Origin of the sequence: Nocardia sp. NPDC050378 (assembly GCF_040655675.1) — a bacterium.
GTDB lineage: Bacteria > Actinomycetota > Actinomycetes > Mycobacteriales > Mycobacteriaceae > Nocardia > Nocardia coubleae.
In genome coordinates this window covers 55,293-78,068 of sequence record NZ_JBFAKI010000020.1, presented here as the reverse complement: position 1 = coordinate 78,068, position 22,776 = coordinate 55,293, and the positions used below count along the sequence as shown (strand labels likewise).

The following is a 22,776-nucleotide window of genomic DNA, read 5'->3' as shown; positions in this document are numbered from 1 at the left end:
GGTCGATGTGAAGATCACCATTACGCGCGGGCGTGTCGATAATGCGACATTGGCAGAACCCGACCTTGAGCGCTGGCACTCTCGCGTATAGAGTGCTAGTCGGCACTGTGTAGCTGTGCTTGTGCCATCGACGACTACTGGGCTCGGAGTCCCGGCACCCGCGACGACGGGGCCTGCGCGCAGGGTCGCATGCTGAACCGAACCCGGTCCGGGGCAACAGTTCCGGACAACCGAATTCCCCTGAAAGTGGAGGGCTCAACGTGGCGAGCGTGAACATCAAGCCGCTCGAGGACAAGATCCTCGTCCAGGCCAACGAGGCCGAGACGACGACGGCCTCCGGCCTGGTCATCCCGGACACGGCCAAGGAGAAGCCGCAGGAGGGCACCGTCATCGCCGTCGGCGAGGGCCGGATCACCGAAAAGGGTGACCGCATCCCCGTCGATGTCAAGGAAGGCGACGTCGTCATCTACAGCAAGTACGGCGGCACCGAGATCAAGTACCAGGGCGAGGAATACCTCATCCTCTCGGCGCGCGACATCCTGGCCGTCGTCACCAAGTAAGGCCGACGCCGCACCAGCGTTCCGCCCCGGCGTCTTCACCGACCCGGGGCGGAATGCGTTAAAACACAGGAGCTTTTAATGCCCAAGCAGATCCGGTTCGACGAGCAGGCTCGTCGGGCACTGGAACGCGGTGTGGACAAGCTGGCCGACGCGGTCAAGGTCACCCTCGGCCCACGCGGCCGCCACGTGGTCCTGGCCAAGGCTTTCGGTGGCCCCACCGTGACCAACGACGGTGTCACCATCGCGCGTGACATCGACCTCGAGGACCCCTTCGAGAACCTCGGCGCCCAGCTCGTCAAGAGCGTCGCCACCAAGACCAACGACGTCGCGGGCGACGGTACGACCACCGCCACCGTGCTGGCCCAGGCGTTCGTGCGCGCCGGCCTGAAGAACGTCGCCGCGGGCGCCAACCCCATCACGCTCGGCCAGGGCATCGCGCTCGCCGCCGAGAAGGTGTCGGAGGTGCTGCTCGCCGCGGCCACCCCGGTCGAGGGTGCCCAGGCCATCGCCCAGGTCGCCACCGTCTCCTCGCGTGACGAGGAGATCGGCGACATGGTCGGCAAGGCGCTCACCACCGTCGGCAAGGACGGCGTGGTCACCGTCGAGGAGTCCTCGACCACGCAGACCGAACTCGTCGTCACCGAGGGTGTGCAGTTCGACAAGGGTTACCTCTCGCCCTACTTCCAGACCGATCCCGAAACTCAGCAGGCCGTGCTGGAGGACACCTACGTCCTGCTGCACCGCGACAAGATCAGCTCGCTGCCCGACCTGCTGCCGGTGCTCGAGAAGATCGCCGAGTCCGGTAAGGGCGTGCTGATCGTGGCCGAGGACGTCGACGGCGAAGCGCTGTCGACCCTGGTGGTCAACTCGATCCGCAAGACCATCAAGGCCGTCGCGGTGAAGGCGCCGTTCTTCGGTGACCGCCGCAAGGCGTTCCTCGACGACCTCGCCGTCGTCACCGGTGGCACCGTGATCAACCCCGATCTCGGCGTCACCCTGCGCGAGGCCACCCTTGAGCAGCTCGGTCAGGCGCGTCGCGTCGTCGTCACCAAGGACGAGACCGTCCTCATCGACGGTGCGGGCACCGAGGCCGACATCGCGGCCCGTAGCGCGCAGCTGCGCCGCGAGATCGAGGCCACCGATTCCGACTGGGACCGCGAGAAGCTCGAAGAGCGCCTCGCCAAGCTGGCCGGCGGTGTCGCGGTGATCAAGGTCGGCGCGGCCACCGAGACCGCGCTCAAGGAGCGCAAGTACCGCGTCGACGACGCGGTCGCCGCCGCCAAGGCCGCGGTCGAGGAGGGCATCGTCCCCGGTGGTGGCTCGGCGCTGGTGCAGGCCGCCGCCGCCCTGGTGGAGCTGCGTGACTCGCTGACCGGCGACAAGGCCGTCGGTGTCGAGGTGGTCCGCAAGGGCCTCGAGGCGCCGCTGTTCTGGATCGCCACCAACGCGGGTCTCGACGGCGCCGTGGTGGTCAGCAAGGTGGCCGAGGGCAAGGACGGCTTCAACGCCGCCACCCTCACCTACGGCGACCTGCTCACCGATGGTGTCGTCGACCCGGTCAAGGTCACCCGCTCGGCCGTGGTGAACGCCGCGTCCGTCGCCCGGATGATCCTGACCACCGAGAGCGCCATCGTGGAGAAGCCGGCCGAGGAGGCCGACGACCACGGACACGGTCACGGTCACGCGCACTGAGTTGACATGACGAAGGCCCCCTGACCTGTCGGGTCCGGGGGCCTTTCGTTGTGCGTCTAGCTGGCTACGGGTGGTTCCTCGGCCTCGATCGCGGCCAGTAGCCGAGCGCGCAGAGACGGGGGTGGTGGGGTGGCGGTGAGTTCCGAGAGTTCGGTGAGAGCCGTGCGGGTGGCGCGGATCTCGTGCAGAAACTCGGTACACAGGGTGGGGTCTTCGGTATCGATGATGGTCTGGATCGCGTGATGGTCTTCGTCGTCGATCAATCCGAGCGCGACGGTGTGCGCGAGATCGATCTGGGCGTCGTTCATCTCACGTCACCCCCAAACTTTTCTTCAGTCGTGTCAATCCGTCCCGAATCCGGGACTTAACGGTCGGTAATCCGATGCCGAGGTGCTGAGCTACCTCCGCATAGGTCCGCCCGCCGTAGTAGGCGAGCGAGATCGCCTCGCGCTGGGTCTCGGTCAATGTCGAGAGCCCGCGCCGGACGGCCTGCTGTTCGAGTCTGCGTTCCACCTCCTCCGTGACCTCGTCGAATTCGTGACCGAGTACCCGGATCCCGTACGCGACCTCGCGCTGGGTGTGGGCTTGCTCGGCACGAACCCGGTCGACCGCGCGGCGGTGGGCCAGCGTCATCAGCCAGGTCACCGCCGACCCCTTGGCGGGGTCGAAACTCGTTGCGGTGCGCCAGATCTGAAGGTAGACCTCCTGCGTCGTCTCCTCGGCGTACCCGGGGTCGTGGAGCACCCGCAGGATCAGGCCGAAGACGCGGGCGCAGGTCCGGTCGTACAGTTCGGCAAAGGCTTGCTGGTCGGCAAGGCCGCATCGTTCCAACAGTGCAGCTAGCTCGACTCCTTCGGCCGCGCGTGCGGTAACCGCAGAATCCACGCTCGGTGGGAAGGCTTCGCTTCGGAACCCATTCTGTGTCATCGGTCACGAATGTAGCCCGAGGCTATGACACCCCTGCGAGCGGGGTGCCTCGAATCGGGTGCCAGCTGTTTGCTAGGAATTCGGCGCCCCACGCAGGATGGATGGGAACGGATTTGCGGAGGGTTCCGCGAAGGGCTCTAGACCGCCATGCGCCGCCGGTTGCGGCGGGCGTGCATCTCGCGTTCGGTCTCGGACATGCCACCCCAGATGCCGTAGGGCTCGCTGACCTTGAGGGCGTGGGTGCGGCACTGCATGAGTACGGGGCAGGCCCGGCAGATCTCCTTGGCGCGCATCTCGCGCGCGGTGCGGGCGCGGCCACGTTCGCCGTCGGGGTGGAAGAAGACGGCCGAGTCCTGGCCGCGGCACGAGCCACGCATCTGCCAATCCCAGACGTCGGCGTTCGGACCGGGGAGGTGGGTGGGCATGGGCATGGTGAACTCCTTGTGGTGCGAGCTCGTCAGCGTTGTCGAGCGAGTGGTGCGGCAGGTCAACGCGGCCCCTCGGTTGAGTGGCCGGCTCGACGGTGCCTGACGGTGCCGAGTGGATGGTCGCTGCAATTTCGCGCGGCGCCGTTCCCGGCGATGAGCTACGTTAGGGCTCGGCGGGAAATTCCGTCAATAGTTCCGCGCATTGGTTCAGCAAATCATCAACGCTGAAATTTAACCTGCGAACTGTTTACATTTCACTCCCTGTCCGTCCATACTGTTCGGTTGGCTATGGATGGGTCGAGTGGGTCTGTGGAAGCTCACGGCTATTTCCCCTGGTGACAGCCATTTTGACGCATTTGGCGGGCTCGACGCCCCGCTCAGCGGCGTGCGCCGGGTCACAGGGGCTCCCGGGACCGTAACCTCGGACATGGCACAAAGAGGACCCTCAGGTTAATTGCGAGAAACGCATGTGAATTCGAGACTTTGCGCCGGGGGCATCCGGGAGCGGAGATTTACCTGATGGCAACATCGGGCACGGAAAGAAAAGCTGAACGGTTGCTGCCCGGCGGCGGTGGTGACATATCACGAGAAACGACGATGACCATCGGGAGCTAGAGTCACCGCGTGCATACTGCGGCCTCATCGGCGGATATCGGTTCCGAAATCCTCGCTTCGACAGCCTTCGGTCCGACCCCCGGCCGGGCCGCTGCGCAGTTGCCGGAGCCTGCCGACCCGCGCTCGCGCTGGCACCGGGCGGTCGCCCTCGGTGGGCAGGGCCACTACGCCGCCGCCCGCGCCGACCTGCGGGTACTCGCCCGCACCCGCCTCGATCCCGGCTTGGCCTCGTTGGTCGAGAGCACCACGGGCTCGCTGCTGCGTCAGCTCGGCTGGCACGGCGCCGCCGCCGCCAACGACGGGCGCGCGGCCCGCCTCGCCTGCGCCGCGACCGGAGCCGCCCGCGCCGAGGCCCTGGCCGACGCCTACACCGGTCTGGCCGCCGACGCCCTCGGCACCGGCCGCCTCGCCCTCGCCGCCCGGCTGCTCGGCCGGGTGGAACCGCTGCTCGACGAGGCGCCTGCCCGGGCGCGGGTGCGCTGGCACTGGGTCCGCGCCGAAACCGCGCTGGCCCGCGGCGAATTCGCGCTGGACGACGCCACGCGCGCCGCCGCGCTGGCCGAGGACCTTCCCTCGGTGCGGCACCGGGTGAAATCGGCACTGCTCGTCGCTGCCGCCACCGCCGCCGCCGGAGAGCTCGCGGCGGCCGCGCGACTGGCCGAGAAAATCGACTCCGAGTGCCGTGACAACGCCCTGCTGCCCCTGCGCTGGGCGTGCGCGATGCTGCGCGCCGGAGTGGCCGCGGAGCCCACCGCCGCGGCGGCCGCCGCGAACGAAGCCGCAGATCACACCGCACATATCCGTTCCCTCGGGGGACACTTCCGGTCATCACCCCGATGAGGCCGCCCGGTGATCTTCCTGAGAGCACCCTCAGAACAACCCGGGGCCGCTGGCGGGTGATCATCGGGTCGCTATTGTTAGTTCCGTTCCGCCACATCGGTGGAAGCTCGGTCACATGTGACCGCGCCACTCGTAACGCCAGGAAAATCTCTGACGATGACGCATATGGGCGAAGAGTTGGACCTCGCCGTCGCTGCGGCTGCGCAGGGCGACAGGACCGCTTTAGCTCAGGTACTGGAACTGGTCCGTCCCTTGGTGGTTCGCTACTGCAGGGCGCGGATCGGTGCCGCGGAGCGCGGGCAGCTCTCCGCGGACGATGTTGCGCAAGAGGTCTGTTTGGCTGTGATGACCGCCCTGCCCCGCTATCAGGATCAGGGTCGGCCCTTCATGGCCTTCGTGTACGGGATCGCCTCGCACAAGGTCGCCGACGCCCACCGCAATGCCGCCCGTAACAAGGCGGAGGCGATGGCCGAAGTACCAGATGTCATATCCACCGACCACGGACCGGAACAGCGAGCTCTCGACTCGGAGACCAGCAGGCAGATGAACACTCTGCTCGCCACGCTCCCCGAGAAACATCGGGAAATCCTGATCTTGCGACTGGTGATGGGTCTGTCAGCAGAGGAAACCGCAGTCGCCGTGGGCAGCACGGCGGGGGCGATACGGGTGGCCCAGCACAGGGCACTCGCAAAACTGAAGTCACAAGTGGCGAGGGCAGGTGAAATGTATGGCTAGGGATGGCGAGCGCGGTCGAGGCGACCGGAAGGTTTGGCGTGGGTCGCACGACAGCGGTCCCTACGCCGCCGAGGGTACCGGCGATTCCGGTCCGGTCGACATCGCGGCGGTGCGCAGCGACGATGCGCTGATCGACGCGATCGCGAGCGACGGGCCGGTGCATACCGACAGCCCCGAGGAGTTCCAGCTGGCGTCACTGCTCGCGGATTGGCGGGCCGATCTGTTGGCCGAGCCGATGCCGGCGGGCCCCGATCTCGACACCGTCTTCGCGGCGGTCGATCAGGAGATCGGTGCCAGGCAGGTTCGAACCGGAGCCTCCTCGCGCGGACGTCTGCGTCTGGTCCGGCCCCTGCTGGGGTCCGCCGCGGCACTCGCCGTGGTGTTCGGCGGTGTCACGGCGTTCTCCTACAGTGCGGCACCCGGTGATCCGCTGTGGCGGGTCAAGGAAGTCGTGTTCAGCGAACAAGCACAGACCACCGTCGTGGCTCGCGCCGACGACGACCTGGCCGCCGCGCAGAACATGATCGCCGCGGGCAATCCGGAACAGGCTCGCGCCAAGCTGGAGCAGGCCTCGGCGACCGCCGATCAGGTCAGCGACCCGAAGAAGCGCGAGGACTTGCTGGCTCGCTGGAACCTGCTGCGCGATCAGCTGGTGAAGCAGGCACCCGAACTCGGGTCGCTGCTGCCGCCCGCGCCGCTGCCGGGTACCACCGCACCGTCTTCGTCGCCGTCCGCACCTTCTCCGTCGCCGGCCAAGCCGGGGACCACCGACCCCGCGGCGCCGATCGACCCGGGTAACTCGGGCACGACGGATTCCACCGTGCCGCCGGAGATCATGCTCACGCCTGCCCCGGAGACCGTGGATCCCCGACCCACCGAGCCGTCGCCACCGCCGGTGACCACGGTCCCACCGACGCCGCCGCCGGTCACCCCCGAACCGACCCAACCCCCGACGACCATCGCAGAACCGCCGCCGACCGCTCCGACGGCGGTTCCGCCTACGCAGCCTGTGCCGACGGCCGTTCCGACCATCTCGATCCCGTCGCTTCCCGGCACTCCCTGATCGACACGAAAGAGGCCCCGAACCACAGTGGTTCGGGGCCTCTTTCGTGTCGTCCGCATCGGGGGCCGTCCGGCGCGTGCGCGACTCACGCGGGACCACATGTGCTCGGCCCGCCGATCAGTGAGCGCTCAGTTGTCGAACCCGTCGAACCCGTCGCCGTGGAAGGCCTCGTTCATCGAGGCGTCCGCGTAGCCGCGGCAGTAGTCCCAGGTGACGTACGCCTCGGGCGTCGGGTCGTAGGCGGGCTCGTGCGGCCGTACAGTGCCGTCGACGAGTAGCTGCAGCAGGTTCGCCCGCAGCATGTCCCAGTCGTGGTAGTGATCTTGCCGACAGTCCTCGCAGCTGACGACGAGCCCGCGGATGCCACGATGGGCGAGCAGGGCTTCGTAGACCGCGAGGTCGGCGAGATCTTCCTCGACCGCGAGGCGCTCATGTGGATCCAGCGGCTCACCGGGCTCGATGGCATCGAGCGCGGCAGACGGGTCGGAGGGGTCTCCGGCGAAGGGATCCGGCGGCAGGCCAGGTGGTAGATGGTCACGCACAACCCCACGGTACGCAGTGGTGGCCGGTCTGCGCCAGCGATGCACCTGGCAAGTTTTGCGCGAGGGCTCACTGCACAGCGTGTCACGGCCGACCGATACCATGGAATGCAGGCGTCGGCGAGCTTGTTCTCACCGACCATCAAGCTTTCCGCTCAGCACCGACGCGCGTCATCTCCTGCGTCGGTACTCCGACGACCAGGAGGGGTCGATCCGAATGAGTAATCCCGTGTCGGGCGAACGAATCGCGGTGCGCCCTCCTACGGGTGGCGACGATCCGAACAAGATCGCCATGCTCGGCCTCACGTTCGACGACGTGCTGTTGCTGCCTGCCGCCTCGGATCTCATCCCCAGCTCCGTCGAGACCTCCAGCAGGCTCACGCGTGACATCACGCTGCGCACCCCGCTGGTGAGTTCGGCCATGGACACCGTCACCGAGGCGCGCATGGCGATCGCCATGGCGCGTGCGGGCGGCATGGGTGTGCTGCACCGCAATCTGTCGGCCGCCGATCAGGCCGCCCAGGTGGAGACCGTGAAGCGGTCCGAGGCGGGCATGGTGACCGACCCGGTCACCTGTCGGCCGAACGACACCCTCGCCGACGTGGACGCCATGTGCGCCCGTTTCCGCATCTCGGGCCTGCCCGTGGTGGACGAGACCGGTTCGCTCGTCGGCATCATCACCAACCGCGACATGCGTTTCGAGGTCGATCAGGACCGCCGCGTCGACGAGGTGATGACCAAGGCGCCGCTGATCACCGCCCAGGAGGGCGTCACCGCCGAGGCCGCGCTCGGTCTGCTGCGCCGCCACAAGATCGAGAAGCTGCCCATCGTCGACGGCAACGGCCGCCTGCGCGGGCTCATCACGGTCAAGGACTTCGTCAAGACCGATCAGTACCCCAACGCCACCAAGGACCGCGACGGCCGCCTGCTCGTCGGTGCGGCGATCGGTGTGGGGGAGGACTCCTGGTCGCGCGCGATGACCCTGGCCGACGCGGGCGTCGACGTGCTGATCGTCGACACCGCGCACGGGCACCAGTCGCAGGTGCTGCAGATGGTCGCCAAGGTGAAGGCCGAAGTGGGCGACCGCATCCAGGTCGTCGGCGGCAACGTCGCCACCCGGGCCGGTGCCGCCGCGCTCGTCGAGGCCGGCGTCGACGCTGTCAAGGTGGGTGTCGGTCCCGGCTCCATCTGCACCACCCGCGTGGTGGCCGGTGTCGGCGCGCCGCAGATCACCGCGATCCTCGAGGCCGTCGCGGCGTGCAAGCCAGCCGGTGTGCCGGTGATCGCCGACGGTGGTGTGCAGTACTCCGGCGATGTGGCCAAGGCCATCGCCGCCGGTGCGTCCACGGTGATGCTCGGCTCGCTGCTCGCGGGCACCGCCGAGTCGCCCGGCGATCTGATCCTGGTGAACGGCAAGCAGTTCAAGAGCTACCGCGGCATGGGTTCGCTCGGCGCGATGCAGGGCCGCGGCCAGGCCAAGTCCTACTCCAAGGACCGCTACTTCCAGGACGACGTGCTCGCCGAGGACAAGCTGGTCCCCGAGGGCATCGAGGGCCGCGTCCCGTTCCGTGGCCCGGTGAACCAGGTGATCCACCAGCTCGTCGGCGGCCTGCGCGCCGCGATGGGCTACACCGGTTCGCAGAACATCGAGCACCTCCAGGGCGCCCAGTTCGTGCAGATCACCGCCGCGGGCCTCAAGGAGAGCCACCCGCACGACATCACCATGACCGTCGAGGCCCCGAACTACACCGGCCGCGGCTGAGTACAATAGATGCGTTTGTGCGCCGGGGGGTACGCTCCCGGCGCACAGCCATGCAAGCCGTCAGGTTTGTGAAAACGCGCGCACACGCGCGCCCGGACACAGGGAGCAACTGTGCGTGACATGGTGGAAATCGGTATGGGGCGGGTCGCTCGTCGGACGTACGAGCTGGACGACGTCGATATCGTGCCCTCGCGGCGGACGCGGTCGTCGAAGCAGGTCTCGCTGGCCTGGCAGCTCGACGCCTACCGCTTCGAGATCCCCGTGCTCGCGCACCCCACCGACGCACTGGTCTCGCCGGAGTTCGCGATCGAGCTCGGGCGCCGTGGTGGCCTCGGCGTGATCAACGGCGAGGGTCTGTGGGCTCGGCACGCCGATGTGCAGGTCAAGATCGATCAGCTGATCGATCTGGTCGACAAGGGGGGTTACGAACGCGCGATCTCCTTACTCCAGGAACTGCACGCCGCCCCGATGCAGCCCGACCTGCTCGCCGCCGCCGTGGCCCAGGTGCGCGCCGCCGGTGTGACCACCGCCGTGCGGGTGAGCCCGCAGAACGCTCGAGCGCTCACGCCCGCGCTGGTGCAGGCCGGTGTCGAACTGCTGGTGGTGCAGGGCACCATCATCTCCGCCGAGCACGTCGGTGACGGTGAACCGCTCAACCTCAAGACCTTCATCGCCGAACTCGATGTGCCGGTCGTGGCCGGTGGCGTGAGCGATCACCGCACCGCCCTGCACCTGATGCGCACGGGTGCGGCGGGCGTCATCGTCGGGTACGGCTCCTTCCCGGGTGCGACCACCACCGGCGAGGTGCTCGGTATCGGTGTGCCGATGGCCACGGCGATCGCCGACGCCGCCGCCGCGCGCCGCGACTACCTCGACGAGACCGGTGGCCGCTACGTGCACGTGATCGCCGACGGTGACGTGGCCACCTCCGGCCAGCTGGCCAAGGCCATCGCCTGCGGCGCCGACGCCGTGATGCTCGGTGTGCCGCTGTCGGTGTCGGCCGAGGCGCCGGGTCACGGCTGGTACTGGCCCTCGGCCACCGCGCACCCCTCGGTGCCGCGCGGTTCGTTCCTGCCGGTCGACGAGTCGTGGCTCGACGGTCCCGACGGCGCCACCGACCGCCCGAGCCTCGAGCGCGTCCTCTACGGCCCCTCCGACGACCCGTTCGGTTCGCTGAACCTGGTCGGTGGTCTGCGCCGGTCGATGGCCAAGGCCGGTTACTCCGACCTCAAGGAATTCCAGAAGGTCGGGCTCAGCGTCCGCTAACGAACATGGGCCAGTGACACCCGTTCGCGCAGGAACCGGCTGATGGCCGCGTTGACCGGTTCCGCGTGGGTCATCGTGACACCGAGGCGGGCACCGTCGATCTCCACGTAGGTGGAGGCGGTGAGCCCCTCGGCGAGCATGCGGGCTCTCTTCCCGGCGATGCCGCTGTGGGTGGCGTGGATGACCAGCGCGGGGCAGGTGATCTCAGGCAGCCGTTCGAGCACCGAATCGCGCCCGAGCAGGCAGCCGACGGCCGCGTCGAGCCCGTTGTGCGCGTCGCCGACCCAGCGGCGGGTCCAGATATCGCGGTAGCGGTGATCGTCGCCGATGAGCCAGTCGGCGAGCTGGGCCGCGGCCTCCTCGCGGGAACTGCGGTCGTGCCATCCGTCGAGGAATCGCTGTGTGGCGGTTGACTGTTCGCGGGTGGGCCCGTGGGCTTCGGTGCTGATGAGGATGAGCGCGGCCACCCGTTCGGGGGCGACGAGCGCGGTGCGCAGCGCGGTGAACCCACCCTGAGCCGTGCCGCCGACGACCGCGCGTTCGACGCCGAGCGCGTCGAGCACGGTCAGCGCGTCGCGGGCGGCGGTCCAGTAGGTGAACGGTAACCGCTGGTCCCTGGTGCGGCCGTGGCCGCGCGCGTCCCATGCGACGACCCGGAATTCGGGGGCGAGTGCGGTCTGCTGCGCCTCGAACATCGTGCGGTCCATGAAGAATTCGTGGGCGAGCAACACCACCGGACCCGTGCCACCGCTGTCCTCGTAGTAGATGTCGGCATCGATCGCGCGGGCGAATGGCACGAGCACGAGGATAGCCAGCACCACCCCGCCCCGCGCAAGGAATCACGGTGCGTCGTGGTCTGTCACAGCGTGGCGCGGCACGGGCATCGATGCCCCGTGCTCGGCCGTCTGTCACCCTCACTAAACTGGGCAGGTGGCAGAAACTCAGAGACCGGTCCTCGTCGTCGACTTCGGCGCACAATACGCACAGCTGATCGCCCGCCGGGTGCGTGAGGCCAGGGTGTTCTCCGAGGTCATTCCGCACACCATGACGGTCGAGGAGATCGCCGAGAAGCAGCCGCTCGCGGTGATCCTGTCCGGCGGCCCGTCCAGCGTGTACGCCGAGGGCGCCCCGCAGCTCGACGCGCGGCTGTTCGACCTCGACGTGCCCGTGTTCGGCATCTGCTACGGCTTCCAGGCCATGGCGCAGGCGCTCGGTGGCACCGTCGCGCACACCGGCACCCGCGAATACGGCCGCACCGAACTCAATATCGACGGCGGTGTGCTGCACGGCGGCCTGCCGACGATCCAGCCGGTGTGGATGAGTCACGGTGACGCCGTGACCGACGCCCCCGAGGGGTTCGAGGTCACCGGTACCACCGCCGGTGCGCCGGTCGCCGCGTTCGAGGACCGCGCGCGTCGGCTGGCCGGTGTGCAGTACCACCCCGAGGTGCTGCATTCCCCGCACGGCCAGCAGGTGCTGAGCCGCTTCCTGCACGAGCTGGCGGGCATTCCCGCGGCGTGGACCCCGGCCAATATCGCCGAGGCCCTGATCGAGGACGTGCGTGCCCAGATCGGTCACGGCCACGCCATCTGTGGGCTGTCCGGCGGTGTCGATTCCGCCGTCGCCGCCGCGCTGGTGCAGCGTGCCATCGGTGACCGCCTCACCTGTGTGTTCGTCGACCACGGTCTGCTGCGCGCGGGCGAGCGCGAGCAGGTGCAGCACGATTTCGTCGCCGCGACCGGGGCCAAGCTGGTCACCGTCGACGCGGTCGACAAGTTCCTCGGCGAACTGAAGGGCGTCTCCGATCCGGAGGAGAAGCGCAAGATCATCGGCCGCGAGTTCATCCGGTCCTTCGAGGACGCGGTGGCCGGCATCGTCGCCGAACAGGGTGGCGACGGGACGGCACCGAAGGTCGAGTTCCTGGTGCAGGGCACGCTGTACCCGGATGTGGTCGAGTCCGGTGGCGGCACCGGCACCGCCAACATCAAGAGCCACCACAATGTCGGCGGCCTGCCCGACGATCTCGAGTTCGAGCTGGTCGAGCCGCTGCGGTTGCTGTTCAAGGACGAGGTCCGTGCGGTCGGTCGCGAACTCGGCCTGCCCGAGGAAATCGTCGCGCGCCAGCCCTTCCCGGGCCCCGGCCTGGCCATCCGCATCGTCGGCGAGGTGACCGCCGACCGGCTCGACCTGCTGCGTCAGGCCGACGCCATCGCCCGCGAGGAGCTCACCGCCGCCGGCCTGGACAAGCAGATCTGGCAGTGCCCGGTGGTGCTGCTCGCCGATGTGCGCTCGGTGGGCGTGCAGGGTGACGGCCGCACCTACGGTCACCCGATCGTGCTTCGCCCGGTGTCGAGCGAGGACGCGATGACCGCGGACTGGACCCGCCTGCCCTACGACGTGCTCGAACGCATCTCCACCCGCATCACCAACGAGGTGGCCGAGGTGAACCGCGTAGTACTCGACGTGACGAGCAAGCCGCCGGGCACCATCGAGTGGGAGTGAGCTAGGCCGGTCGCGGTCGTGGCATCGCCTGGGTGAGCAGCAGCCTGCCCAGGAGGAAACCGCCGGTCTGCGGTCGGTGGGTGGTCGGTGGCAGCGCTTTGGCCACGGGGGTGGCCGCCTGCCGGTCTGCGGGATTCGCCATTGCCGTTGCCTTTCCACAGAAATGGCCCGTCACGGTGACGGGCCATTTCTCGGTCATGTCGGTCTTTCGTCAGTGCCGTCGGCGGCGGGGGGAAAACACCAGCAGCAATCCGATGACGCTGGCCACGATCACCACACCCCAGCCGATGGGCAGGATGCCGCCGCCGTCGGGGGTCGGGGCGCCGAGCAGCGCCCACACGCTCACCGCGAGGGCGAGCAGGCCGGTGCAGAGCAGGGAAAGGGCCGGGCGGCGTTCGGTTTTCGTCGAGTCAGCCACGGGTCACCTCCACGTCACCGAGGTGCATCTTGATGTGCAGGTCGAGGACGGGCGCGCCGGGGGTGTTCGGCCCGCTCAGTCCCTCGTCGCAGGGGTTGTCGGCGACCCGGATGTCGCAGGTGGTGTTCACCGTCATCCCTTCGGGCAGATGGATTTTCGTATCGCCGATGTTCACCGCTACCTCGACGCTCCGCGATTCGGTGAGGGTGAGGCCGCGCAGATCCAGTGTGCCCGAACCGATGTCGAGGGTGTAGCGAGGCTGTAGCTCCTGCACGGAGGTCGGCGCCCACACGCGGTCACCGACATTGCCACTGTTCTCGAAGTCGATGGGTCCGACCAGCGAGGCGAGCAGGACGAATCCGGCCAGCGGTGCGGTGAGGACCAGCAGCCCGTAGCCACGTCGCAGGAACGCACCGGCGACGAGGCCGAGGCCGACCACGGCCAAGGCGATGGCGGCGATACGGGCCGGGGTCATCCATTCCACGCCCGATGCCGCTGCCGCGCCCGCGATCGCGGCGGCCAGGATGGCCAGGCCGATGGTGACCGGTGTGAGCCGTGAGCGGGGGCGTTTCGGTGGAGGCGGGGCGACGGGGGCGAAGGTGGGGACTGCTTCGGGGAGTTCCCAGGCCAGCGGGGCTACGGCCAGGGGATCCCAGCCGGGGGGCACCTGCGCGCGGAGGTTGGGACCGTTCGGCGCGGGGGTCTTGTGCAGAATCGCGGTGTCGCGGGTCGGTGACAGGTCGGACGGGGACGGGCCGGTCGGCGACAGAGCGGTCGGCGCCGGGGCGTTCGGCACCTGAGCGGTGGGCGCCGGGTCGGTCGCCGGCCGGTCGGTTGTCGCCCCTTCTGTCGGCCACTTGGAAGCCGCCGGAGACTCGGCGTCGGCTACGACCTGGTCGGTCTGCGCGGACTTTTCGAGGTCGATGATGCCGTCGTTGTCGGACTCACGACCGGTGTCTGTCTTAGAGGTCTTCTGGAGTGCCGGGTCCGCCGATGTAGCCGAGGCCTGAACCGCACCGGTTGCGTCGCCTGCCGTTTCGGCGTCCGGTGTGGCGGTGCCACGGTTGATCGTGGACGGTGCGGAATCGGCGGACTTGTGCAGGACTGTCGTCTGCGCGTCCGGTGCGACGGTGTCGGCAGCGGTCGACGGCGCGGAACCGGCCGGCCGGTGCAGGACCGAGGTCGCGGCCTCGTCCACCCGCAGCAGGGGAGTGGATTCCGCTGTCGCCGCGGAACTTTCGGTGCGCGGTAACACGGTCGTCGCCGGATCGGGGACGTAGGCATCCGGCAGCTTGGTGTAGGGCGTGTACATCCCCTCGGGGGTGTACGGGTACATGGCGTTCGGGTAGCCGGCGCCGGGATACCCGGTGGTGCCGAGCGGGGCGAGAGGACTGTCGAAACCGGAGGGCAGCTCCGGATGACGCAGGTAGAGCATCCACCATCCGGCCAGCATCAGACCCATGCTGATCACCCCTGACCCGCCGAGCCCCAAGCCGACCGGGCCCATGGTCGACACCGCGATGGCCAGTGCCACGATCAACACGATGGTCTTGGTCTGCGAGTGCGACCCGCGCCCGCTGAGCGACTCGGCCGCCGACGGCTCGTTGCCCGCGGAGCCGAGCACCAGCCACGCCAGCAGGTACAGGATGACCCCCGCCCCGCCGAAAATGGTCGACACCACGAACGCCACCCGCACCAGCACCGGGTCGATGCCGTACCGCACGCCGAACCCGGCGGCCACGCCGGCGATCGGCCCCTGCCTGGGCAGCCGGACGGGCCGCGTGTGCCACATCTGCTGAACCTGATCGCCGAAGCTCGTTCTGCTCATGGGTTCCATGGTGTGCTGTGCGACCCCTCGGACGCATCGGGGGGAACCCTGATAATTGCCCCGGGGATGCGTGGTCACCTGCCGGGTTCGGCGGGCGCGTTCACAGGAACATGGTGTCGCCGAACACCGAGTTCGTCGCCTCCACATTCCCGGTTCCGGCGGTGACCGTCGCCCACGAGTACACATTGAGCGGGCCGCCGCAGTTGCCGACCATCAGGTGGAAGTCGCGGTTCACCAGGTAGGTGGTGCCCGAGCTCAACGGCATCGATCCCATGTCGATCTTCTTGATCTCGCCGGGGGCGAGCGACAAACTCAGATCCAGACCCGCCGAGATCGACGGACCGAGGTCGACCGAGGCGTCTGGACCCGACGACCCGAATCCGACGCTCGCTCCCGCGTCCACCGAGATCCCGCCGTCGATGCCGACCGACAATTCCAGGTCGACGGCACAGGCCACGAGGTAACCGGAACTGAGGTCACCGGTCGCGCCGGGCGGTGCGGTGACGTAGGCGGTGTTGTTCAGAAACACCTCGCGGTTGGTCGGCATGGCGTTGAGCGGCGGGACCAGCCGGTAGGACTGGTCGGTATGGCCGATGGTGAGCTGGAAGCCCTCTGGGCCGTGATAGGTCGATTCGTGCGGTGCCATCGGCGTGGCCGAGGCGATCGGTGTCATCCCGAGAGTGCTCAGTCCGATGGTGGCGGCACCCAGCACAGTGGTGATGATGTTCACGTGTTCCTCCCCTGAAGCGGCGGCCGTGGTTCCGGCCTGCCATCAACGTAGGAAGATCATCTGTGCCCGGGCTTTCGAAATACCGGTGCGATCGCTGAAAGCTCCTCCTCCGCCGGTTTTCCCCAGCCGCACCGGTTTGCGGATAGTCGCAGGTCATCGCTTATTTCTGTCCGGACCGGAGAGGGCGCGCCGCAGGTCGGCACGGAACCGGGGACATCGGGGCACAGATCAGGGTCTTTCCTGATGTCGGCCACCGCTCCCGCGTGCCAGTATCGAAGTATGGATCCGTCTGTTCCCACCCGCACCGCCGCCCAGGGGCTACCCGGGCCCGGTTTCGCCCCCGGGATCAACGGCTCCGCGCGCATGCCGGGGCACGTGGCGCCTCGGCCGATCGGCAGGCGGTATCGCGAAGCTGTCCGGCAGTACCGGCGAGCGGCTCAGCAGTACGGTGGCGGCCCGGAGTACGGCGGGGCTCAGCAGTACGGTGTCGCCCAGCAGTATCGTCCTGGCGCGCAGTACCTGCCCACGCCGCCGCCGTACCGTCCGGCCGTCGGCTACTCGCCCGTCCCGCCGCAGGGTTACGGCGTGCCGCGTGGGTATCTCCCCGGTGTGCTCCCGGTTCCCGCGTCCGAACCCGGCGACCCGGCGTCGCCGACGACTCCCCGGCTGGTCCGGCGGACCGGTGGCCGGGTGATCGGTGGCGTCGCGGGCGGCCTGGCCGATCATCTCGGCGTCGACGTGTTCAAGGTGCGGCTGGCGTTCGTGCTGCTGTCCGCGCTGGTCGGTGCGGGCCTGGTGGCCTACGGCCTGCTGTGGATCTTCACGCCCGCCGGTGGCGACGCGACCGCACCGACCGGCGACGAGCGCAGGCAGGCGATCGGGCTGGCGCTGCTCGGGATGGTGCTCGCGGTCACCGTCGGCTGGTTGTTCCAGGGCACGGCGGCGAAGGTGATCGTGCCGGTCGTCGTCGTCGCGGTCGGCGCCGCGCTGGTGTGGCGTGAATACGATGTGGCCGCGCCGGGACCCCGGGCGCTGTTCGGGTTGCCCGCGCGACCGTCGGTGGTCACCTGGTCGCGCATCGTGGCCGGGGCGACGCTGATCGTGTTCGGGCTCGGTGTCGTCGTGCTGGCCCGTATCGACCTGAGCTCGCTCGGTTCGGCCTTGATCGCGGTGGCCGTCACCCTGGTCGGCGCGGGCCTGCTCACGGTGCCGCTGTGGCTGCGCATGGTCCGCGCCCTCAACGCCGAACGCGGCGCCCGCATCCGCAACGAGGAACGCGAGGAGATCGCCTCCCACCTGCACGACTCGGTGCTGCAAACCCTCGCGCTGATCCAGCGGCAAGCCGAGGACCCGCAGGAAGTGCTGCGCCTGGCCCGCAGCCAGGAACGCGAACTGCGCAAATGGCTCTTCGACGATGCCGCGCCCGCGCATTCGAGCCTGTCCGCCGCCCTGCGCACCATCGCGGGCGAGGTGGAGGACCAGCACGGTGTGAAGGTCACCCCCGTCACCGTCGGCGATGTCGCGATGGACCCCGGCGACACCGGCGCCGGGCTGCCCAAGGAGCACTTCACGGCCCTGCTCGGCGCCACCCGTGAGGCACTGGTCAACGCGGCCAAGCACGCCGACGTACCCGAGATCGACCTGTTCGCCGAGACAGAACCGCACCAGGTGAGCATTTTCGTCCGCGACCGCGGCGCCGGTTTCGACGCGTCGTCGGTGCCCGCCGACCGGCGCGGGATCGCCAAGTCGATCTGCGCGCGCGTCGAGCGGCGCGGCGGTACCGCCGAGATCGACTCGACCGTCGGGCGCGGCACCGAGGTGCGGATCGTCATGCCGCGCACGGACTCCGGTACCGCCGAGCCGAGCGAGGAGCAACAGCCGGTCGCCGCCTCCGCCGATGCGCCCACCGCCGCGCTGGGGCTGGACCAGGTGGACCGCGATCATCCGGTCGACCGCTGAGGGCCCGGTTGCGTGGCCCGGACGTCGTGAGGTGGCCGGCGTGGTCGCGTGCCCGGACACCGTGGTGTGGTCGCTGATGGCCCGATCGCGCCGTGCGGACATCGTGGTGTGGTACCGATGAGCATCAGGTTCGCGGTTCGAATGAGGAGTCTCGAGTGAGTGTGCGGGTGTTTCTGGTCGACGATCACGCGGTCTTCCGGTCGGGGGTGCGAGCGGAACTGAGCCGGGAAGCCGACATGGAGGTGGTCGGTGAGGCCGGGGCCGTGGCGGAGGCCGTCGCCGGGATCGATGCCGCGAAACCGGATGTGGTGCTGCTCGATGTGCACATGCCCGACGGCGGCGGTGTGGCGGTGCTGAGCGGAATCGCCTCGGGCCCGGTCTGTTTGGCGTTGAGCGTGTCGGACGCGGCCGAGGACGTGATCGCGGTGATCCGGGCGGGCGCGCGCGGGTATGTCACCAAGACCATCTCCGGCGCCGAGCTGGCCGACGGCATCCGCCGCGTCGCGGGCGGTGACGCGGTGTTCAGTCCACGGCTGGCCGGTTTCGTCCTCGACTCGTTCACCGGCCGCTCCCCGGTCCCCGAACCGCCACTCGACCCCGAACTGGACTCACTGACCCCACGCGAACTGGAAGTCCTGCGTTTGCTCGCCCGCGGATACACCTACCGCGAGATCGCCGAAAGCCTGTTCATCTCGGTGAAAACCGTGGAGACCCACGCCTCGAACGTGCTGCGCAAAACGCAGCAGTCCAACCGCAACGCACTGACCAGATGGGCCCATCGCCGCCGGATCGAGTGATCGCTCGGCACATACGCCACCGCCGCGGCCCGATCGACGATCGCGCGGTCGCATTGCGCAGGCTCGATTGTCGCGGGCACACCGCCCAGTCGCGCGGGCTCGAATCTCGCTCGGCGCTCGCACCTGGCGTGCGCACGGTCGATGGCTCGGCGACGGCGTCTCGGACCCGCCTACATCACCGCGATGATGAGGGCGATGAGGATGACCAGCCCGATCAGCACGCCTGCGCCGATCGCCAAGGGCGCACCGTTGGGCAGGTCGTCGAAGAAGCTGCCGGTGCGTTGTGGGCGCGCGGTCTGCGCGGCGGCCAGGGGTGCCCGGTGCGGGCGGGGCAGCGGCTGGGCATTGGGGCTGCGCACGCCGCTGGCGCCGTTGCGCGACGCCCACGCCGGGATGGTGCCGTCCTCGGTGCGCAGCGGGACACCGAGAATGTAGGCGCCGGTGCCGGGACCGAAAGCGGCCGTGAGGATTTCGTCGCGGGCCTCGGCCATGGTCGGGCGGCGCTGCGGCGCGGGTTCGAGCATGTGCAGCAGCGGCTGGGTGAGGATGCCGCTGCGGGTGGGCGGGATGATGCGGCCCATCGCGGCGCGGGTGACCACGTCGTTCTCGTCGTCGTCGAAACCGAACGGCGGCTGACCCTCGAGCGCGGTGTAGAGGGTGGCGCCGAGGGAGAACACGTCGCTGGCCTCGGTGGGCTGGGCGCCACGTGCCACCTCGGGCGGCAGGTAGGCGGGGGTGCCGGTGATCACGCCGTCGGGTTCGTCACCGTGCGCGTCGCCCGCGCCGCGGGAGATGCCGAAGTCGCTGAGTTTCGCCTTGCCCAGGTCGGGGCCGCGGTCGGCGACGAGGATGTTGCCCGGTTTGATATCGCGGTGCACGATGCCCGCGGCGTGGGCGGCGGCGAGCGCGTCGGCCACCTGCGCGCCGATCTGGGCGACCTCCACCGCGGGCAGCGCGTCCACCAGCGCGAGCGCCTTGGCCACACTGCGCGAGGGTAAGTACTCCATGACGAGCCAGGGTTCGCCCGCTTCGATCACCACGTCGTAGACGGCGATGGCGTGTTCGTGCGACAGCTTGGCCGCCACCCGGCCCTCGTGCACGATGCTGTTGCGTACCCGCTCGGCCTCGGCCTCGCTCAGGCCGGCGGTGGTGAGCACCTGCTTGATCGCGACTTCCCGGTTGAGCAGCCGATCGGTGGCCAGCCAGACCGCGCCCATGCCACCCCCGCCCAGCTTCGACTGCAGGCGGTAGCGGCCCGCGACCAGGTAGTCGGGGCCGATATGGGGGCGAGCACGTTCGGTCACGGGTGCGAGGGTAGCCGAATCTGCCGCTGACTGGCCGGGATCTTCCCTGTGGACAGGGACAGGGGTGCCTGTCACCCTGGTCGCGATCGAACGTATATTCGAATACGATCGATAGCTGGAACGGTGCTGTCGTTTCGGTGACGAGCGGTTCGCCGCTCGCGGGTCCATCGTGGAAGTAGGTGGTGTTGATGGGTTCGAACGGTTTGCCGCCCGAGCCGGGTACGCGCGAGCACACGCTCGACGAGTTGCGCAGGCGGATGGCCTCGGTGCCGGGGCGCGGTGCGTCCGTGGCCGCGCACATACCCCGTGAACAGCCACTTCGCCGCGATCTGCTGCCCGTTCCCGCGCCGTTGGCCGACCTGCTTCCCGACGGCGGACTGCCGAAGGGGTCGGTGGTCGCCTACTCCGGTGCGCACTCGCTGCTCACCGGTCTGCTCGCCGCGGTCACCGCGGGCGGTGGTCACGCGGCGGTGGTCGGGCTGCCGCGGCTCGGTTTGCTGGCCGCCGCCGAGATGGGTGCGCAGCTGTCGCGGCTCGCGGTCGTCCCCGACCCGGGTCCCGACCCCGCCGAGGTGGCCGCGGTCCTGCTCGACGGCCTGGACCTGGTGGTCCTCGGCCTGCACGGCCTCGCCGTCCCCCCGGCCCGCTGCCGCGTGCTCGCCGCCCGCGCCCGCAACCGTGGCACCACTCTCGTCGTCGCGGGCGGTGAGTGGACCAACCCGGCGCTGCGCCTGGACACCCGCGTCGCCGGTTACGACGGACTGGGCCCCGGCCGCGGTCGCCTGCGCTCGGTCTGCCTCGACGTGCGCGTCAGCGCCAAGGCGGGCCCACCCCGCCAGGGCCGCATGGACCTGTGCGCCCGCGCGGGCCGCACCGAATGGCTGGCCCGCGAGAACGTCGCCCGCCCAACCGAAGTGACCGCCTTACGCGAGGCCGTGTCATGACGACCGGCCCGTTACCCAGCCCCGCGCGACAGGCATGAACACCCGCGTCGCCGATCTGGCACCCGTCGGGCGAGCGCTGGTGCGAAGGTGCTCGGCTCGGATCGCCGTGGCGGGGTGGCCGAGTGTGTCGGCGTGGGGGATCGCGGCGGGGTCGAGGTGTTGTTGTGGGGCGCGCTGATCGGGTGGTCGCGGTGTGGTGCCCGGATTGGCCTGCGGTGGCGGCGGCGGCCGGGATGGGGGTGGCGGCGCAGCGGCCGATCGCGGTGTTGCGCGGGAACCGGGTTGTCGCCTGTTCGGCGATCGCGCGGGCCGAAGGGGTGCGGCGTGGGATGCGCAGGCGGGACGCGCAAGGGTGCTGTCCCGAACTCGTTGTAGCCCAGGACGATCCGGATCGGGATGCGCGACTGTTCGAACCGGTGGTCGCGGCTGTCGATGCCACCGTGCCGGGGGCCGAGGTGTTGCGGCCGGGGCTGATCGTGCTCGCGGCAGGGGGTGCCACACGGTATTTCGGGTCCGAGGAGGCGGCGGCCGAGCGGTTGATCGATGCGGTCGCGGTGGCAGGCGCCGAGGCTCAGATCGGGATCGCCGATGCCATGTCGACGGCGGTCATCGCGGCCAGGCGTGGCGCGATCGTCGAGCCGGGGGCGGGTGCGCGCTACCTCGCGTCGCTGCCCGTGTCCGAGCTCGCGGCCGAACCGAGCCTGGCCGCACCGGAACGCGCCGACCTCGCTGACCTGCTGCACCGCTTGGGTCTACGCCGCATCGGCGACTTCGCCCGGCTCACGCCCGCCGAGGTGACGTCCCGGTTCGGTGCCGACGCCGGGCACGCCCATCGCATGGCGTGCGCCCTTCCGGAACGTCCGCCTTCGGCGCGTAGACCTGCCCCGGAACTGAGCGTCGAGCTGGCCTGTGACCCACCCATCGACCGGGTCGACGCGGCCGCCTTCGCGGGCAGGCAGCTGTCCACCCGCTTGCACGCGGCCCTGTCGGCGGCGGGGGTGTCGTGCACCCGGCTCGCCGTCACCGCCCGCACCGAGACCGGTGAGGAACTCACCAGGATCTGGCGGTGCGCGCGCCCGCTCACCCCACCCGACACCGCCGACCGGGTCCGCTGGCAACTCGACGGCTGGCTCACCCATCGCGCCCGCCCGACCGGTCCCATCGTCGCGCTCACCCTGGAACCGGTCGAAGTGGTCGCCTCGGGTGCGTTGCAGCTCGGTCTGTGGGGCGGTGAGGGGGAGCAGACCGAACGCGCCAGACGCGCGCTGGTGCGGGTGCAGGGTCTGCTCGGCGGTGAAGCGGTGCGCATCGGTGTGCTCAGTGGCGGCCGTGGCCCCGCCGAACGCATCACCATGATCGCCCTCGGTGACGAACTCACCCCGAGCGCGGACCCCGCCCACCCGTGGCCCGGCCGCCTCCCCGAACCGGCCCCCACCCTGCTCCTGCTGCACCGTCCCACCGTCCACCTGACCGCCGCCGACGGCACCGAGGTCGGCGTCACCGACCGAGGCCTGTTCACCGCCGACCCCGCGATCCTGCGCTGGGGCCGCAAACAGTGGTCCCTGCTCGGCTGGGCAGGTCCCTGGCCGGTCGTGGAACGCTGGTGGTCCGCCGCCGAACACGCCACCACGGCCGTCCGCGTCCAGGTCCAGCTCGACGCCCGTCCCACCGAGATCCGCGCGGTCCTACTCGTCCACGACGAGCGGAACTGGCATGCCGAAGGGGTCTACGAGTAGCACCGCGCTGCTGCCGTTCGATCTCCTCGGCCGTGGACTGCTTCGGTGTCACCGCTGCTCAGCGAGGGTGTGAGCCGTGCACTGCGGGGCGCCTCTACAGTGAACTCCGGTCAGGGACCGACCCGGCGAGC

General features: G+C 69.5%; 22 protein-coding genes. 12 read left to right on the top strand and 10 right to left on the bottom strand.

Annotation, left to right across the window (positions count from 1 at the left end; genetic code table 11):
* Positions 1–260 precede the first annotated feature (260 nt).
* Together groES and groL are read left to right on the top strand one after the other, a co-directional pair.
* A complete protein-coding gene (gene groES, locus AB0I35_RS28890; protein ID WP_067490891.1) occupies positions 261–560 on the top strand; it encodes a co-chaperone GroES in 300 nt (99 codons plus the stop codon).
* Positions 561–638: 78 nt separating this feature from the next.
* Positions 639–2,252, top strand: a complete 1,614-nt coding sequence (gene groL / locus AB0I35_RS28885) for a chaperonin GroEL (RefSeq protein ID WP_357399487.1) — start codon at positions 639–641, stop codon at positions 2,250–2,252.
* A gap of 56 nt (positions 2,253–2,308) precedes the next feature.
* Here the strand turns inward: groL and AB0I35_RS28880 are convergent, their stop codons facing one another.
* The 3 genes from AB0I35_RS28880 to AB0I35_RS28870 form a co-directional block, all read right to left on the bottom strand.
* The gene (locus AB0I35_RS28880; RefSeq protein WP_357399486.1) at positions 2,309–2,560 is read right to left on the bottom strand and encodes a hypothetical protein; all 252 of its coding nucleotides are present in this window, start codon (positions 2,558–2,560) and stop codon (positions 2,309–2,311) included.
* A 1-nt stretch (position 2,561) separates the two neighbouring features.
* The gene (locus tag AB0I35_RS28875) at positions 2,562–3,137 is read right to left on the bottom strand and encodes a sigma-70 family RNA polymerase sigma factor (RefSeq protein ID WP_067490885.1); all 576 of its coding nucleotides are present in this window, start codon (positions 3,135–3,137) and stop codon (positions 2,562–2,564) included.
* Positions 3,138–3,316: 179 nt separating this feature from the next.
* Positions 3,317–3,610 (bottom strand): WhiB family transcriptional regulator, encoded by a 294-nt coding sequence (locus AB0I35_RS28870; RefSeq protein WP_022567299.1) that lies wholly within the window; start codon positions 3,608–3,610, stop codon positions 3,317–3,319.
* A gap of 621 nt (positions 3,611–4,231) precedes the next feature.
* Here AB0I35_RS28870 and AB0I35_RS28865 point away from each other — a divergent pair.
* The 3 genes from AB0I35_RS28865 to AB0I35_RS28855 all read left to right on the top strand — a co-directional run bounded on the left by AB0I35_RS28865 (position 4,232) and on the right by AB0I35_RS28855 (position 6,860).
* Positions 4,232–5,062 carry a hypothetical protein gene (locus AB0I35_RS28865; RefSeq protein WP_357399485.1) on the top strand — a complete coding sequence of 277 codons (831 nt, stop codon included), beginning with the start codon at positions 4,232–4,234 and terminating at the stop codon, positions 5,060–5,062.
* Positions 5,063–5,218: 156 nt separating this feature from the next.
* Positions 5,219–5,797, top strand: coding sequence for a sigma-70 family RNA polymerase sigma factor (locus AB0I35_RS28860; protein WP_067490881.1), 579 nt, complete (start codon positions 5,219–5,221; stop codon positions 5,795–5,797).
* Positions 5,790–6,860, top strand: coding sequence for an anti-sigma-D factor RsdA (locus tag AB0I35_RS28855; RefSeq protein ID WP_357399484.1), 1,071 nt, complete (start codon positions 5,790–5,792; stop codon positions 6,858–6,860). Before AB0I35_RS28860 ends, AB0I35_RS28855 begins: the two co-directional genes overlap by 8 nt.
* A 128-nt stretch (positions 6,861–6,988) precedes the next feature.
* Here the strand turns inward: AB0I35_RS28855 and AB0I35_RS28850 are convergent, their stop codons facing one another.
* Positions 6,989–7,402, bottom strand: coding sequence for a DUF5319 domain-containing protein (locus AB0I35_RS28850; protein WP_022567296.1), 414 nt, complete (start codon positions 7,400–7,402; stop codon positions 6,989–6,991).
* A 214-nt stretch (positions 7,403–7,616) separates the two neighbouring features.
* Between AB0I35_RS28850 and guaB the strand changes: the two genes are divergently transcribed.
* Together guaB and AB0I35_RS28840 are read left to right on the top strand one after the other, a co-directional pair.
* Positions 7,617–9,161: an IMP dehydrogenase gene (gene guaB, locus AB0I35_RS28845; protein ID WP_067490877.1), complete on the top strand. Its 1,545-nt coding sequence runs from the start codon at positions 7,617–7,619 to the stop codon at positions 9,159–9,161.
* Between the two features lie 111 nt (positions 9,162–9,272).
* Complete coding sequence (locus tag AB0I35_RS28840) at positions 9,273–10,427, top strand: GuaB3 family IMP dehydrogenase-related protein (protein WP_357399483.1); 1,155 nt, start codon at positions 9,273–9,275, stop codon at positions 10,425–10,427.
* Here AB0I35_RS28840 and AB0I35_RS28835 read toward each other — a convergent pair.
* On the bottom strand, positions 10,424–11,224 hold the full coding sequence (locus tag AB0I35_RS28835; RefSeq protein ID WP_357399482.1) for an alpha/beta hydrolase: 801 nt from the start codon (positions 11,222–11,224) through the stop codon (positions 10,424–10,426). The genes AB0I35_RS28840 and AB0I35_RS28835 overlap by 4 nt on opposite strands.
* Before the next feature lie 133 nt (positions 11,225–11,357).
* Between AB0I35_RS28835 and guaA the strand changes: the two genes are divergently transcribed.
* Entirely contained in the window at positions 11,358–12,929 is a 1,572-nt protein-coding gene (gene guaA, locus AB0I35_RS28830) for a glutamine-hydrolyzing GMP synthase (RefSeq protein ID WP_357399481.1), read from the top strand.
* Position 12,930: 1 nt separating this feature from the next.
* Here guaA and AB0I35_RS28825 read toward each other — a convergent pair whose 3' ends face one another.
* From AB0I35_RS28825 to AB0I35_RS28810, 4 genes are all read right to left on the bottom strand, one after another.
* On the bottom strand, positions 12,931–13,071 hold the full coding sequence (locus AB0I35_RS28825) for a hypothetical protein (RefSeq protein ID WP_357399480.1): 141 nt from the start codon (positions 13,069–13,071) through the stop codon (positions 12,931–12,933).
* 69 nt (positions 13,072–13,140) lie between these two features.
* Entirely contained in the window at positions 13,141–13,347 is a 207-nt protein-coding gene (locus AB0I35_RS28820) for a hypothetical protein (RefSeq protein ID WP_357399479.1), read from the bottom strand.
* On the bottom strand, positions 13,340–15,175 hold the full coding sequence (locus AB0I35_RS28815) for a PspC domain-containing protein (RefSeq protein ID WP_357399478.1): 1,836 nt from the start codon (positions 15,173–15,175) through the stop codon (positions 13,340–13,342). Before AB0I35_RS28815 ends, AB0I35_RS28820 begins: the two co-directional genes overlap by 8 nt.
* 100 nt (positions 15,176–15,275) lie before the next feature.
* Positions 15,276–15,905, bottom strand: coding sequence for an MspA family porin (locus AB0I35_RS28810; protein WP_357399477.1), 630 nt, complete (start codon positions 15,903–15,905; stop codon positions 15,276–15,278).
* 279 nt (positions 15,906–16,184) lie between these two features.
* Between AB0I35_RS28810 and AB0I35_RS28805 the strand changes: the two genes are divergently transcribed.
* Both AB0I35_RS28805 and AB0I35_RS28800 read left to right on the top strand, forming a co-directional pair.
* The gene (locus tag AB0I35_RS28805) at positions 16,185–17,864 is read left to right on the top strand and encodes a PspC domain-containing protein (protein WP_357399476.1); all 1,680 of its coding nucleotides are present in this window, start codon (positions 16,185–16,187) and stop codon (positions 17,862–17,864) included.
* Positions 17,865–18,025: 161 nt separating this feature from the next.
* Complete coding sequence (locus AB0I35_RS28800) at positions 18,026–18,661, top strand: response regulator transcription factor (protein WP_067491188.1); 636 nt, start codon at positions 18,026–18,028, stop codon at positions 18,659–18,661.
* Between the two features lie 170 nt (positions 18,662–18,831).
* Here AB0I35_RS28800 and AB0I35_RS28795 read toward each other — a convergent pair whose 3' ends face one another.
* Positions 18,832–19,965 carry a serine/threonine-protein kinase gene (locus AB0I35_RS28795; protein ID WP_357399475.1) on the bottom strand — a complete coding sequence of 378 codons (1,134 nt, stop codon included), beginning with the start codon at positions 19,963–19,965 and terminating at the stop codon, positions 18,832–18,834.
* 188 nt (positions 19,966–20,153) lie between these two features.
* On the opposite strand from AB0I35_RS28795, the gene AB0I35_RS28790 reads away from it, so the two are divergent.
* Positions 20,154–20,909 (top strand): hypothetical protein, encoded by a 756-nt coding sequence (locus AB0I35_RS28790; protein WP_357147100.1) that lies wholly within the window; start codon positions 20,154–20,156, stop codon positions 20,907–20,909.
* 233 nt (positions 20,910–21,142) lie between these two features.
* Entirely contained in the window at positions 21,143–22,645 is a 1,503-nt protein-coding gene (locus AB0I35_RS28785; protein ID WP_357399510.1) for a DNA polymerase Y family protein, read from the top strand.
* The last annotated feature ends 131 nt before the right edge of the window (positions 22,646–22,776 follow it).

What these genes read in the sequence shown, in the direction of transcription:
- AB0I35_RS28880 (WP_357399486.1), bottom strand. Translation starts at nt 2,560, where the DNA reads ATGAACGACGCCCAGATCGATCTCGCGCACACCGTCGCGCTCGGATTG.
- AB0I35_RS28870 (WP_022567299.1), bottom strand. Translation starts at nt 3,610, where the DNA reads ATGCCCATGCCCACCCACCTCCCCGGTCCGAACGCCGACGTCTGGGAT.
- AB0I35_RS28785 (WP_357399510.1), top strand. Translation starts at nt 21,143, where the DNA reads ATGGGGGTGGCGGCGCAGCGGCCGATCGCGGTGTTGCGCGGGAACCGG.
- AB0I35_RS28790 (WP_357147100.1), top strand. Translation starts at nt 20,154, where the DNA reads ATGGGTTCGAACGGTTTGCCGCCCGAGCCGGGTACGCGCGAGCACACG.
- AB0I35_RS28825 (WP_357399480.1), bottom strand. Translation starts at nt 13,071, where the DNA reads ATGGCGAATCCCGCAGACCGGCAGGCGGCCACCCCCGTGGCCAAAGCG.
- AB0I35_RS28815 (WP_357399478.1), bottom strand. Translation starts at nt 15,175, where the DNA reads ATGAGCAGAACGAGCTTCGGCGATCAGGTTCAGCAGATGTGGCACACG.
- guaB (WP_067490877.1), top strand. Translation starts at nt 7,617, where the DNA reads ATGAGTAATCCCGTGTCGGGCGAACGAATCGCGGTGCGCCCTCCTACG.
- AB0I35_RS28855 (WP_357399484.1), top strand. Translation starts at nt 5,790, where the DNA reads ATGGCTAGGGATGGCGAGCGCGGTCGAGGCGACCGGAAGGTTTGGCGT.
- AB0I35_RS28860 (WP_067490881.1), top strand. Translation starts at nt 5,219, where the DNA reads ATGACGCATATGGGCGAAGAGTTGGACCTCGCCGTCGCTGCGGCTGCG.
- AB0I35_RS28805 (WP_357399476.1), top strand. Translation starts at nt 16,185, where the DNA reads ATGGATCCGTCTGTTCCCACCCGCACCGCCGCCCAGGGGCTACCCGGG.
- groL (WP_357399487.1), top strand. Translation starts at nt 639, where the DNA reads ATGCCCAAGCAGATCCGGTTCGACGAGCAGGCTCGTCGGGCACTGGAA.